The sequence below is a fragment of the Roseivirga spongicola genome (assembly GCF_034376045.1).
GTDB classification, from domain to species: domain Bacteria; phylum Bacteroidota; class Bacteroidia; order Cytophagales; family Cyclobacteriaceae; genus Roseivirga; species Roseivirga spongicola.
Genome location: NZ_CP139724.1, coordinates 714,660 through 729,128 on the forward strand (window position 1 = coordinate 714,660; position 14,469 = coordinate 729,128).

A 14,469-nucleotide genomic window follows, 5' to 3' on the forward strand; every position below is an offset into this window, starting at 1 on the left:
CTTAAGCTGATGTTCTGGCCAAACGGCTCTTCTTACTTGTAAAGTAAGAGTACATGGCCGGAATGACATAAAGAGTTAAAATAGTTGAGAATACTAGACCACCGATAATGGCTACCCCCATTGATACTCGGCTTTCGGCACCTGCTCCAAGTGCTAAGGCAATAGGTAAAATTCCCAGAATAGTTGAAAAAGAAGTCATCAGAATTGGCCTGAATCTAGACCTAGATGAATCTACAATAGCTTCCATTACACTAAGCCCTTGTGCCTTTCTTTGATTGGCAAACTCTACAATGAGGATACCGTTTTTAGACACCAAACCTACTAGCATAATGATTCCGATCTGGCTGAATACGTTCAAAGTTTCTTCATATCTCCAAAGCACCAATAATGCACCTGCAAGTGCCAACGGTACGGTAAACAGAATGATAAGCGGATCTACAAAGCTTTCGAACTGAGCCGATAGTACTAAGTAGATAAGCACCAAAGCAAAACCGAACGCAAAGTAAAGACTGTTAGTACTTTCTTTAAATTCTCTAGATTCGCCCGCTAAGTCTGTCTGAAAGGTTTCGTCTAGTACTTCATCAGCAATTCTATCCATTGCTTCAATTCCTTGACCAGTAGTAACTTTTGGAGCCAAGTTGGCCGAAACCGTAGCTGAAGCAAATCTATTGAATCGGTAGAGTTGCGGTGGAGAGCTGCTTTCAGTAAGGGTTACCAAATTATCTAGCTGAATTAGTTCGCCCTGATTGTTTCTTACATAAAGCGTTTTCAGATCTAATGGATCGTTTCTATTCTCTCTATCTACCTGACCGATAATTTGGTATTGCTTTCCATCTAAAATGAAAAAGCCAAAACGTTGACCCGACAAGCCTAGCTGTAAGGTTTGGGCAATGTCTCTAACCGATAGTCCTAAAGACCTAGCCTTCTCCCTATCAATTTCAATCTTAATCTCTGGCTTATTGAACTTAAGATCTAGATTAACAAATGTAAATTCAGGAGAGTCCTGTGCTCTGAGCATAAACTCAGGTAAAACTTCCTTCAGCTTTTCAATGTTAGGCGCCTGAATTACATACTGTACGGGGAAGCCAGAACTTCTTCTTCCTCCAATAGTTGCGGGCTGAGACAAGAATGCTCTCGCCTCGGTGTATCGATTCACTGCCGGTGTAAAGTCATCTACAATTTGTTGTTGAGTTCTCTTTCTTTGGTCTGGGTCTTTAAGAATCAGGAAAAATCTAGCAGAATTGACTGCACTATTACCAAAACCAGGAGAAGTAACCGTAATAATGGCCTGTGTCTCTGGCACTTCTTTATCTACAGCAGTGATAAGGCTATCCACATATCTGTCCATGTACTCAAAAGTGGCTCCTTCTGGCCCTGTTGCAAAACCACGAACACTGGATCTATCTTCTAATGGAGCAATTTCTTCAGGAATTCGGTTACCCGTTAAGAAAAACGCAATCATTCCTCCTGCCAATAGAATAACCACAAAAGCCATCCACCTCACTTTCATAAATGAGTCTAAAGACTTGGCATACACATTATTCAACCAAACAAAGAAGGGCTCTGTAAAATTATAAAATGCGTTGTGCTTTTCGCGCTTCTTTAATATCCGTGTACTCATCATAGGAGTAAGGGTAAGCGCTACAAAAGACGATATTACAACCGCCCCAGCCACTACAATACCAAATTCACGGAATAGCCTTCCCGTTAAACCTTGAAGGAAAATAACTGGCATAAATACTGCCACCAAGGCTACCGTAGTAGATATTACCGCAAAGAAAATTTCATTTGCTCCTTTAACGCCAGCCTCTTCTGGGTGTAAACCACCCTCAATTTTAGAGTAGATATTTTCTAGCACTACAATGGTATCGTCTACTACAAGACCAATGGCTAACACTATTCCGAGCAGGGTAAGTACGTTTATGGAAAAGCCAGAAACGTACATAATAAAAAATGCTCCAATTAGTGAAATTGGAATAGTAGCAATAGGAATTACAGTGGTTCTCCAGTCTCTTAGAAACAAGAAAATGATTACTACTACGAGCGCAAAGGCAACTATAATGGTCTGTTGCACTTCTGTGATAGACTCTCTGATATAATCTGTATTATCGAAGCCTATAGCAACATTAATATCTGCAGGTAAGTCTTTCTTTACTTGCTCAATTCTTTCATAAAAGGCATCGGCAATTTCAATATTGTTAGATCCTGGCTGAGTGATAACAGCAATACCCACCATAGGCACTCCGTCTCTCTTCAGAATAGTTCTTTCATTTTCCGGTGCCAGAACTGCCTCTCCAATATCTCTAAAGCGAACAATAATATCGCCCTCTTCTTTTACAATCAGGTCGTTATATTCTTGAGGAGTGTTGATTCGGCCAACTGTTCTTACAGTAAGTTCGGTTTCAGCACCTTCCACTCTTCCTGAAGGCAGTTCAACATTATCACTATTAACCGCATTCAATACATCTATTGGGGTAAGCTCATAGGCAGCCAATTTCTCTGGATCCATTTTAAGCCTCATGGAATACCTTTTAGAGCCCCAGACCTGTACCGAACTCACTCCTTGGATAGTCTGAACTCTTTCCTTGAAGATGTTTTCAGCTATAAGCGTTAGCTCCAGAAGGTCTCTCTCACTACTCGAAATATTGAGGAAAATAATAGGGCTCGAATCTGCATCGGCTTTAGATACGTTTGGTGGCTCTACGTCAGGAGGCAGTCTTCTAACTACTCCGGCTACTTTGTCTCTAACATCATTGGCAGCGGCCTCAAGGTCTACACCTAAATCGAACTCTGCACTAATTGAGCTACCACCATCTCTACTAGTAGAAGTCAGGGTTTTAATACCTGCAATACTGTTAAGGGCCTCTTCTAAAGGTTCGGTAATCTGAGATTCAATAATCTCTGCATTAGCTCCAGTGTAAGAGGTTGAAACAGAGATTACAGGTGGGTCTACACTCGGAAATTCCCTAACTCCCAGATACAAGAAGCCAATGATTCCGAATATGACTATGACAATATTCATTACCAGTGCAAGCACTGGTCTTTTAATACTAATGGTTGATAAACTGGCCATACTAGTCTCTTACTGAGTTTATCTGAACTGCAGAACCCGGTCTTATTTGCAGAAGGCCCGAAATAATCACAGAATCTTGTGGTTCCACTCCTTTAAGTATCTGCACTTCTTCATCCGTTCTAATTCCTATCTCTACAGGAACCGAAGCAGCCTTTCCTCCTTTAGATATATAAACCTTGTGCCCGTTTAATTCAGGGATAACCGAAACGGCTGGCACCATAAGCGCGTCTTCTATGCTCTCCATCACCAATTCGATTTTGGCGAACTGACCTGGCATTAACTGGTTCGACTTATTGTCAGCTAGTGCTCTTAGTCTAAGCGTTCTGGTAGTTTCATCAATCTTTGGCTCAATAGCGTAAACTTCGCCTTCGAAAGTATCTAAAGAAGCGTCTGTTCCGAAGCTAATTCTGTTACCTACCTTTACATTACCAGCATATTTACCTGGAATAGCAAAGTCTACTTTCATAGGGTTCAAGCTATAAAGGCTAGTAATTACAGTACCGTTAGTAATGTAGGCACCTTCACTAATTTGTCTCAAGCCAAGCGTTCCATTAAAAGGTGCTTTGATTGACATCTTATCTAGCTGAGCTTCCAGCAATCTTATATCGGCACTGGTGGTATTAAGGTTGGTCAGAGAGATATCATACTCTTCTTGACTGATAGCACCTCTATCTAACAGCTGCTTCTGCCTACCTTCAGTTTCTTTAGCCAACTGATTGCTATACTTAAGCTTTTCTAGTTGTGCTTTCAGTTCATCATCTTTCAGCGAAATAAGGAGTTCTCCTTTCTTCACCTGCTGACCTTCCTTAAAATGAACCTTAGTCACTAAGCCAGAAACCTCACTTTTTAGCTCTATAGATTCATTTGGGAGAATTGAACCAGTTACTTTAATCTTGTTTTCTATGTATTTAGGTTGAACCACACTTACATTTACTGGCAGTGCAGAAGGACCTCTAGAAGCCGTTGCAGCAATCGCGTCATTGCTACCAGAACCTGTGAAATCGTCTAATCTTGGGTAAACGGCCCAAGCAACGACTATAATGATTATCACAAGGATAACGGCAATTCGAGAAAATTTACTCATTTGAACAATTAGTAGATTAAGAATTTGAGTCTATAAAATTCATGGCCAAGCGGTTGAAAGCATCAGGTTGCTCTACATTACACACATGCCCACAATCGGGTATTATATTTAAAAATGAATTCTTATGTTTCTTTGCCAAATCCATTACCTGTGGTAAAAACATGTAATCTTCGTCTCCCATAAGGTATAAGGTTGGCATCTTTATTTCTTTCTCGTTGAAATACTTCAACAGCGGATTCAACTTATAGGTGAGGTTAAACCATCTGATGAACTCGTGCTGACATAGTTTTTTTGCCTGACTAGCAAAAAGTATCCTAGACTCTTGGTTCCGCTTGCGTGGCATAATAATCCAAGCAAATAATTTGTAAAGCCACATAAAAGGGAGGAACCTCTTAGTTGCATTGCCCACTGCCACCAAAAATTTAGACCTTACATTAAGTCGGGTTACTGCCCCCCCTAGAATAAGAGAGTTGACTCTTTCTGGAGCAATTTCACAGATGGTTCTTATGAGAATAGTACCCAGTGAAATACCTACAAAGTGCGATTTCTGGATTTTGAGATGATCTAGCACCTCAATAATATCTTTAGAGATGTTCTCAAAATTATATTCATTGGTAAAGTACCGCTGAAACATTTCTTGAGACTTACCGTGACCTCTAAGGTCAATCAATAACACATTATATCGCTCTTTGAACGATTTAATCTGCTTAAACCAAATGGATGAGCTACCTCCAGCTCCATGAACAAAAGTTACCCATTCAGTAGACTCGGCATGTTGATATGTTTTGTAATACAGCATTTGAATCCTAATTCAAAAGTAACGTCCCTCAGCCTAATTAGTTCGACCGTTTATAGAACTCTTAGTGTTAAGCAGACACAAAAAAAGTCCTGAGTTGCCTCAGGACTTTCATTATATATATTTCTAATGGGTTATTGTTTCTCTACCCACTCGCCATTCTCTCTAATAAGGTTCCAAACTTCAGTAGTAGTAGAACCATTGTAGATTACGATTGTGATCTGGTATTTCTGACCTTCTTCAGTCACAAACCCACCGCTATCTAACAAGAAAGCTAAAGCATCAATAACTTGTTCAGAGCTCCATGATGTACTTCCACCAGTTCTGTTGAAGTTACCGAAGCTAACCAAATTATCTCCTCTTGGAGTACCAGTATACTCAGCTCCGATAGTTGCGTAATCAGCATTAGATAAAGTATACTTGATAGTATTATCGGGCACCCACTCACCAGCTTCATAACCTAATTGAAGAACATCAGGAGTAACTTGGTAATGATCGTTATAAAGTAACCACTCAGTACCATTAAAGATGTAAAGACCTACAGCAGGAACATCACCATCTTCACCGTCATCGTAGTTATACTGAACTACCAAACGAGTACCAGCCTCAACAAAGTTTACTCTAAAGTTATTCAAGTAAACTGGCACTTTATCTAGACCCTCACCACTGTTAGAAAAGTCCGTTCCACTCTCACCGAAGAAATCTCCATAAGAATCTGCAGGAAGAATGAAAGTGTACTGCCATCCGTCAGAAACAGTGTACACTGCTCTAGACGTGATAGTTTCTACACCAGAACCATTATAGAACTTGTGCTCAATATCCATGTAGTCACCATCCCAAGCATCTGGTTGCTTAAATTCAGCATACTTAGGAATATCAGCAGAAAGATTGCTAAAGTTACCAAAACGGAAACCCAATTGATCGTACTCATCTGAAGTTACTGTGTACTCCCAGTAATCACCTCTTAAGTCTGGAGAACTTCCGTTGTAGAAATTGTAAGTAACTAATGCAGAAGAACCATTACCCAAGTGAGGGTACTTCATTGAAAGAACAATTGGAAGGAACTCCTTAGGCTCGTTAGGATTATCAAAGTTCTTGTACTGAGCAATACCCGCACCACCAGGAACATCTTCTAACAATTCGTAATCATCATCAGACATTGTAAACTCAAGGTCTGCAGAAATCGATGAATCAGTTGAGTTATCTAATTCTTCGAAAGTTTCTTCTAACGGGTCGCAAGACACGATAGCAACAGCCATCAATAAAGCGACAAGATTAAGTTTATTTAAGTATTTCATTTTCTAGTAAGTCTTATCAATTAGAAGTTAATTCTTACACCGCCAGTCCAAGTTCTACCTAGTGCATACCAAACAGAAGCAGAAGCAGCATTGCTACCAGAACCGTCATTAGCATCGGCAATGTACTCAGTATCAAATACGTTGTTTACGTTACCGAAAAGAGTTGCGTCAAAGTTTCCGAATTTGAAGTCGTACTTCATTCTTAAATCTACAGTAGAGTAATCTGGAACTTTCCAAGGTTGAGGACCAGTTGCCCCACCTAAGTCAGTAGTAGATCTAGAAAGTGGATCAAAGTTCGCGTAAAGGTCAGCGAAGTAGTTAGCATCTACTGAGATTTTCACGTCAGGAACAATGAAGTACTCAACAGTGATAGCTGCAGTAGTTTGAGCAGCGTCACCAACTTTCAAACCAGCAATTCTAAGGTCGAATGGATTTCCTACAGCAACTTGACCATTGAAGATTTGAACGTTAGTCAAGTCATTTTGCCATTCCCAGTCACCTAGAGAAGCCATACCTTGAATGTTCAATTTAGTATTTGGCTTATAAACGAAGTCTACTTCTATACCTTGGTGCAGTGCGTTAACACCTTTCAAGTTAGCTACTATATCGTCACCAGTGTTGTTAGGAATAGTTCTGATGAAAGCTCTGTCTTTCCACTGAGTTCTGTAAATGTTTACGTTAGCATTGAAAGTTCTGCTTCTGTAACCATAACCTAGCTCAATTGAACCAATTTTTTCGTTCTCAGCATCTGGGTTGATGTCGTTTACGAAGTTCAAGAAAACGTTATCGAAGATTGGAGCTTTCTCGAAGTAACCGATGTTAGCAAACACATTGTGATTAGCAGTTAAGTTGTAGTTTACACCACCCTTAATCTGGTAACCCAAGAAGTTTTGCCAGTCAGTAATTTGGTTAGGATCTGAATCTAAGTAGTTAAATAAGTCTTCTCTCTTGTAACCAGTATTTGAGATTGCAGCAGAAGCAAAAGCAGAAAGCTTATCTTTAGTATACTCTAACTGACCGAAACCACCAATCCAGTTTACATAACCAATGTTGTAGTAGTCATACTTATCACCTACTCTAACAGCTTTAACCGGCTGGTTAACATCAGAATCATCTAAGTAATACTCTGCACCAAGTAGGTTAGTGATTTCTCTGAAGTGGAAACCTTTGTAAGATCTAAGGTCAAGACCAACTAATAGCGTTAGGTTGTTATTCAATTCGTTTGAGTAAGTACTCAAAGCACCAAACCACTCATGATCGTTTCTAGAAGCTCTTAATGCTACAGAAGCACTACCGTCAGCATTCATCTCATTTTCAGCAATTAGTGCTTCAAAGTCAATTGGGCTATAAGTTCCTGCAATTCTAGGAGCAGTAGCGTTAGAGAAACCTAAGTTTCCTCCACCTCCACCAGTACCAGTAGAAGCATAAACTGCAGTAGAAAGCTCAGACTTGTCATTGATAGTCCAGTAGTGGTTCAATGAGAACTGAGGCTTGTGATAGAAGTTATCTTCTACAGAAAGAATTTCGCCATTTAAGATACCGTAATCAGGGTTGAATCTTTTTGGCTCTGGAGCATCTCTCCAATACTGAATAGAAGCTCTTGACTGTCTCTGACCGTGCTTTTGAGGAGCACCGAAACCAGTTAATGACAAGATGTGATTATCGTTGATTTGCTTAGTTACGTTGAAGAAGTAGTTATAACCTTCGAACCAAGTTCCATCTACATAACCATCACCAGTGATTTTAGCACCTGAAAGGCTAACAGCCCATCCGTCTTCTGAAAGACCAGTTGAAAGAGCAAAAGAAGCTTTAGAGTAACCATTGTTACCAGTATAAACCGCAACGTTACCACCTTTTTCAGCATCAGTAGTTTTTGTCAAAATGTTGATTGTACCACCAATTGATGGAACGGCTACTTTAGAAGCACCAAGACCTCTCTGAACCTGCATAGACTGAGTAACATCAGTTAAACCTGCCCAGTTAGACCAGTAAACTCTACCATTCTCCATATCATTTACAGGCACACCGTTGATCAATACAGCTACGTTCTCTGAATTAAAACCTCTAAGGTTAATTCTAGAGTCACCGTATCCACCACCAGCTTTAGTAGCATAAACACCAGGAGTAGACTTCAACAATTCTGGGAATTCCTGATTACTCGCTCTCTCTACAATTTGTACAGACTTAATTGTAGAAATAGCAACTGGAGTTTTTCTTTCTTCTGCAACGGAAGCAATTACTTCGATCTGATCGAGAGCAATCACATTTGGTTGCATTTGAATATCTCCTAAATCTACATCGCCAGAAACACTTCTTTCGATAGTAATCTGATCGTAACCGATGTAAGAAATTCTGAATGTAACGTTTCCTGATACATTGGCGATTCTAAATCGACCATCAACATCAGATACCGCACCTTTGGTAGTTCCAACCACCAATACAGAAGCACCGAAAACACCTTCTCCGGTTTCTGCATCGAGCAATCTCCCTTGTACAACACCGCCCTGAGCAAATGCCGTAGCAAAGGACAACACAAATGTCATTAAGACTAGTAATTGTTTCCTCATAGTTATAATTAGTTAATAAAGATTCTTCTTTTAGTGTCGTTAAGAATTTGGGAACAAATCTACAGGCTTACGAGGTCATGACTGTTTGACAAATGTTATGATTTCGCTACGAATCGGACCTTACATTAACCTATCCTTAACATAACTTAACCAACCGCCACTTGCTTTTTCCGCATCTACCAAAATAGGATGCAAAATAATTGTACTCTAGGACCTCCAACCCCGCCTATTCTGCTCCCTAATCGAGCTTATCGCTCAATTTAGCCACTTTCTGGCAAAGTGCCCATACTTACAACTTGTCAATTCAACTTTACTTAACTAAGAAGACCTTTATTTCATTAAGTGAAGGTTATCAGTATATTGCCTTTTGAGAACTTGATTACTATGAAAACTAAGTTGGCAGGACTACTATGTGTATTCTATATATGCACAGGATTTCAGGCATTTGGCCAGAAAAACCTAGACTATTATCTCCCTCAAAACATATCATTTAACCCTGCCATTCCAACTCCAGAGTCTGTTATTGGACATAAGGTTGGAGAGTGGCACATAACGCATGACAAGCTGGTACTTTACATGAGGGAATTGGCCAAAATTTCTGACAGAATCACCCTAGAAGAAATTGGAAGAACTCATGAAGGTAGACCGCAGGTGTTACTCACTATTACGCACCCTACCAACCAATTAGGCATTGATAAGATCAGAAGTGACCATGCTTGGCTCACTTACCCAAATGAGGCCGATAAGTTCGACATTAAAAAAATGCCTGTAGTCACCTATATGGGTTTTAGCATACACGGCAATGAGCCGAGTGGCTCAAACGCCTCTTTATTGGTTGCTTATTACATGGCTGCAGCCCAAGGTTCTGAAGTAGAAAATATGCTCAGAAATTCCGTTATACTACTAGACCCTTCATTTAATCCTGATGGATTAAATCGTTTTGCAACATGGGCAAACATGCATAAAAGCAAGCGCGTTAACCCAGACCCTATGGATAGAGAGTATAGCGAAGCATGGCCAGGTGGAAGAACCAATCACTATTGGTTCGACCTGAACAGAGATTGGCTTCCATTACAACAACCAGAATCTAGAAATAGAGTAGCTAAGTACCATCAGTGGAAGCCCAACATACTCACCGACCATCACGAAATGGGTACAAACTCCACCTTTTTCTTTCAACCAGGTGTTCCTCAAAGAACTCACCCATTAACCCCAGAATTAAACCAAGAACTCACTCAAAAAATTGGAAATTACCATGCCGCTGCTCTAGACAGTATAGGTTCTTTGTACTTCACAGAAGAAGGGTATGACGACTTTTACTATGGCAAGGGCTCTACCTTCCCAGATATAAATGGAGGAATAGGTATCTTATTTGAACAAGCCAGCTCTCGTGGTCATGCACAAGAAAGTGACAACGGTATTTTGGAATTTCCTTTCACCATAAAAAACCAGTTTAATACTGCTCTTTCTACCTGGAAGGCTGCCGTGGAAATGAGAGTAGAATTGCTAGACTACCAACGCGATTTTTACAAAAGAGTGCTTCGCGAAGCAGACAACGACAATGTAAAGGCATACATATTTAAGGCTGAAAAAGACCCTGCCAGGGCATTTCATTTGGCAGAGATACTCGATGCCCAAGAAATTGACTTCTACAGACCTTCAAGAGAAATAAAACTCAATGATGAGTCTTACAATCAAGACAATGCTTACATAGTGCCCTTGAAACAGCGAAACTACAAGCTAATCAAAGCTATGTTCGAAAAGAGAACTGAGTTTCAAGACAGTCTTTTCTACGACATCTCGGGTTGGACCTACCCAGCAGCATTCAACCTTGAGTATGCCGAAATGAGCAGTAGGGATTATAGTCGCAACCAGTTGGGCGGAAAAGTAGACAATTTACAGTTCCCGAAAGGGCAAGTTGTTGGTGGCCAAAGCAATTACGCTTACGTGTTCGAGTGGCATGGGTACTATGCCCCAAGAGCAGCGAACCGACTGTTAGAAAAAGGGATTAGAATCAAGGTAGCTACTAGTAAGTTTATTGGCTCAGATGAAAAAGAATTCGATAGAGGTTCCATTCTTGTTCCTGTAGCAAATCAGGCATTATCCGAAACTGAGCTCTTTTATGAACTACAGCAAATTGCTGAAAACGATGCCCTTCAAATCCACGCAATGAACACTGGCCTTACAGGCGGAGTAAGCTTAGGTAGCAACACTTTCATAAACCTTGAAAAACCAGAGGTAGCTCTTATTGTTGAAGCCGATAACTCATATGATGCAGGAGAAGTATGGCATCTACTAGACACTAGAATGAATATGCTTGTCACTAAACTTCCAGAAAGCAGGGTCGGTTCTAATGCAATAGACAGGTACAACACCATAATTATTACTGGTGGCTTAGATCTATCCGAAAGAGAAACAGATAATCTTAAAAGGTGGATAAGTAATGGAGGCACACTTGTGGGTATAGGCTCTGCCGTAGAATGGATGGCTAGAAACAAGCTTTCTGACCTTAAGGCGGTTGAAGTAGAATATCCAGGAACCGAAGACATAACTTACGACCAGATTAACAATTATGCGAGATCGCAATACATACCTGGAGGAGTTTACATGTCTGAATTACAGCTTTCTCACCCTATGGCCTTTGGTTATTATAGAGAGGAACTACCTGTATTCAAAAGAGGCACTATATTAATTGAACCTTCTGAAAGTAAGTTTGCTAATGCAGCTGTTTATGCTGAAGAACCCCTAATTTCTGGATGGATTAGCGATGCCAACTTGGAAGCAATGAAAGGAGCATCATCCGTAAGAGTTAGTAGTATTGGCAGAGGCAGAGTAGTTTCTTTAGTAGACAATCCAAACTTTAGAGCATTCTGGTATGGCACTAACAAACTAATGATGAATGCCATTTTCTTCGGAAGAATCATTAATGGATACTCTGCCAGATAATTGGATTTACGTTCCGAGACCTGATATTTTTAGCTATTTTTGTCAAAATTACTTCACGGTGGAGAACCGACTTTTTCTATTAGATAAGAACTACATTCTCAAGCAGGCCCAGAACGATCTGAGACTAGAGCTTCAGGCTCAATTAGTTGACATCGTTAAGCTCGGCTACTTCAATTACTTCAATCCATTGAGACTGAAGGATGATATCAGTGTGCAAGTGGAAAAGTATGAGGCCGAAAACTTATCATTTTTTGATGAGCTCTACGATATACTTGCAGGAATCTATAGATATCAGATTGGAGACAACCAGTTAGAACTGCTTTTTGACGGCACTAGTCACTACGAAAAATATGTAGCTGACTGGAAATATGCTTTTGAAGGATATATTAAAGACATGTGCCTGAGAAAGAACTTTATTCTAGCCGTTTTGGAACTTACTGTATTTCACTCTGCTGAAAAGCGAATTGAATTGGCTCAAAACAGAATGAAGGTTGCCATATTTGATCATTTTGAACTCAAGGTGTACAAACACCGTGGTATTCAGACCTTCAAAACTAAAAGCGCTTAGGCCCTCCTTATTCTAAAGCCAGAATAGTTTTTCAATTCAGTTTCTCGATGCAAAACTTGGTCTACTTTAGCCTTTGGCGGTCCAACTTTACACCATAGTAATAGAGCATTTAGGTCTACCCGCTCTCCTTCTGCGTGAATTAACACATCTCCATTATCTAGGTTCATACACCAACCTGAAATCCCCAATTCAGTGGCCTTATCTCGTGTAGACGCTCTATAGAAAACGCCCTGAACTTTCCCCTTAATAGTTATTTCAAATGCTATCGGCATATTGCTGCATAATTTCTACTCCAGATGAAGTTCCGAGTCTATCGGCCCCTGCATTAATCATAGCTTGAGCGTCTGCTAAAGTTTTTATTCCACCAGAAGCCTTTATTCCCACATTAGATGGAGCATTTTCTCTCATTAGTTTGATGTGCTCTACTTTCGCTCCGGCACCTGCAAACCCTGTAGAAGTTTTTACAAAATCAGTTCCGGCCTCAGAGCACAACTTGGTTGCTTTTATTATTTCTTCATCGGTCAGATAGGCCGTTTCAATAATCACTTTCATTAAGCAACCAGCCTCATGAATGATATGAGCACATTTGGCTAACTCAATCTTCACCCAAGGCATTCCATCTTTAAAAGCTGAGATATTCATGACAATATCTAGCTCATTCGCTCCTTGCTCAATGGCTTGCTTAATTTCTAACTCTTTTACCTCAGTCTGATTGTAGCCCAAGGGAAAACCAATCACCGTAACCAATTGAATATCCGTATCGGCTAATTCTCGTGCAGTTTTCTTCACCCAAAAGGGAGGAACACAAACCCCCAAGAATCTATGTTCTTTTGCCTCCGCTATGAGTAGGTCTACATCTTTACCGACCAAAGTAGGTTTGAGGGCAGTATGTTCTATGTATTGATTAATGTCCATCTACGTAATCTTGTAGGTAGGAAAATTTATCGGTTAGCTCACCATTTTGAGTAATAGTGGCTCTTTCAATAATAGCGTCTTTATCTTCTCCCAAAAGGTTAGGCAGAATATGTGAAACAAACTCCTTCCCAAAATCTTCAGATGCATTTCTTGGCAACTCACAAGGCAAATTATCTACAGCCATTACTGTAATATTACCTTCATCGGTGTAGGCTTCTTCGACCCTATCATTGCTTGGGTTGTAGTCATAAACAGGATCTTCAATAGTACTTGGCTGCTTGGTGGAAGGAATAGAGCCTTCAATATCGCAAGTAATATCTGCCACCACGTGAATCTTAAAATCATTGCGAGAGATGTCTTCTTTATTGAATAACACAGGAGCCCTAGGATCCCAGAAAGCACCAGCAATTAGCAGATCAGCCTTTTTCGCATACTCTAAGAAGCTAGATTCATACTTAGTAGGGTCAGCATAAAACTCATCTCTATTAAAGATTCCACCTGCAATTCTGCTATTATAATCTCTTGTATTAAGTTGAGTATATACAGGCTCGTTGAAGTATTCATTTAGAAACTCCGCAGGACTTACCTTTCTAATTCCCATTCCATCGAGCACTTCCATAGCACCTTTAGAAACTCTTCCTCCACCAGTAAGAATTATCTTAATTTTTGGAAGGGCAACTTTGCTATATTCAGTCTTCAAATCGTCTAGATCGAAGCAAGTATGAGCTGGCCTAAGGTGGAAAAGGTTATAGCGTTTGCCATAAGTCAATATGCCGTTATAAGCACCAACAATGCCGGCATACCTTCCGAACGCAATGAGGCGCTTTCCCTTTTTATTAGTCAGGCACTCCCAATCGATCAGTCTGATTTTCTTCTTCATGATTGTCTGAAGAAGCTCTCTGTTATACTCTTGCTTTTTAATGGTGTGTGAAAAGAAGAAATGCGTTTTACCATCGGCCAACATATTCATTGGCACTTCTTTAACACCTAGAATAATTTCACAATCGGAAACATCATCTACCAATGTGGCTCCTGCTTGCTCATATTCTTCATCCTTAAAGCAACGAATATCGCTTCGTTGACATTTAATCTCTAAAGACGGATTTAAATCTAAAATCGATTTGACTTGATCTGGAGTTAAAGGCACTCTCCTATCTACAGGAATTTTGCCCTCTTTGATGATACCAATGGTAATATTCGACATAGTACAAAATTAGGATTC

10 protein-coding genes are annotated in these 14,469 nt (G+C 40.1%); 2 read left to right on the forward strand and 8 right to left on the reverse strand.

The features are described 5' to 3' along the window. Window position 1: 1 nt before the first annotated feature. The 5 genes from T7867_RS03210 to T7867_RS03230 form a co-directional block, all read right to left on the reverse strand. Window positions 2–3,073 (reverse strand): efflux RND transporter permease subunit, encoded by a 3,072-nt coding sequence (locus T7867_RS03210; protein ID WP_068215701.1) that lies wholly within the window; start codon window positions 3,071–3,073, stop codon window positions 2–4. Window position 3,074: 1 nt separating this feature from the next. Continuing rightward, a complete protein-coding gene (locus T7867_RS03215; RefSeq protein WP_068215708.1) occupies window positions 3,075–4,157 on the reverse strand; it encodes an efflux RND transporter periplasmic adaptor subunit in 1,083 nt (360 codons plus the stop codon). 16 nt (window positions 4,158–4,173) lie between these two features. Continuing rightward, on the reverse strand, window positions 4,174–4,956 hold the full coding sequence (locus T7867_RS03220; RefSeq protein WP_068215711.1) for an alpha/beta fold hydrolase: 783 nt from the start codon (window positions 4,954–4,956) through the stop codon (window positions 4,174–4,176). Window positions 4,957–5,087: 131 nt separating this feature from the next. After that, window positions 5,088–6,251: a hypothetical protein gene (locus tag T7867_RS03225; protein ID WP_157717472.1), complete on the reverse strand. Its 1,164-nt coding sequence runs from the start codon at window positions 6,249–6,251 to the stop codon at window positions 5,088–5,090. A gap of 20 nt (window positions 6,252–6,271) precedes the next feature. After that, a complete protein-coding gene (locus T7867_RS03230) occupies window positions 6,272–8,818 on the reverse strand; it encodes a TonB-dependent receptor (RefSeq protein WP_068215714.1) in 2,547 nt (848 codons plus the stop codon). Between the two features lie 384 nt (window positions 8,819–9,202). Between T7867_RS03230 and T7867_RS03235 the strand changes: the two genes are divergently transcribed. Then, window positions 9,203–11,764, forward strand: coding sequence for a M14 family metallopeptidase (locus T7867_RS03235; protein ID WP_068215716.1), 2,562 nt, complete (start codon window positions 9,203–9,205; stop codon window positions 11,762–11,764). Between the two features lie 58 nt (window positions 11,765–11,822). Further along, entirely contained in the window at window positions 11,823–12,332 is a 510-nt protein-coding gene (locus tag T7867_RS03240; protein WP_157717473.1) for a hypothetical protein, read from the forward strand. Here the strand turns inward: T7867_RS03240 and T7867_RS03245 are convergent. The 3 genes from T7867_RS03245 to T7867_RS03255 are packed head-to-tail and all read right to left on the reverse strand — an operon-like array spanning window position 12,329 to window position 14,451. Then, complete coding sequence (locus tag T7867_RS03245) at window positions 12,329–12,604, reverse strand: acylphosphatase (RefSeq protein WP_068215720.1); 276 nt, start codon at window positions 12,602–12,604, stop codon at window positions 12,329–12,331. The genes T7867_RS03240 and T7867_RS03245 overlap by 4 nt on opposite strands. Continuing rightward, window positions 12,588–13,247 carry a deoxyribose-phosphate aldolase gene (gene deoC / locus T7867_RS03250; RefSeq protein WP_068215723.1) on the reverse strand — a complete coding sequence of 220 codons (660 nt, stop codon included), beginning with the start codon at window positions 13,245–13,247 and terminating at the stop codon, window positions 12,588–12,590. Before deoC ends, T7867_RS03245 begins: the two co-directional genes overlap by 17 nt. Beyond that, window positions 13,237–14,451, reverse strand: a complete 1,215-nt coding sequence (locus T7867_RS03255; protein WP_068215724.1) for an NAD(P)-dependent oxidoreductase — start codon at window positions 14,449–14,451, stop codon at window positions 13,237–13,239. Before T7867_RS03255 ends, deoC begins: the two co-directional genes overlap by 11 nt. Between the last annotated feature and the right edge of the window lie 18 nt (window positions 14,452–14,469).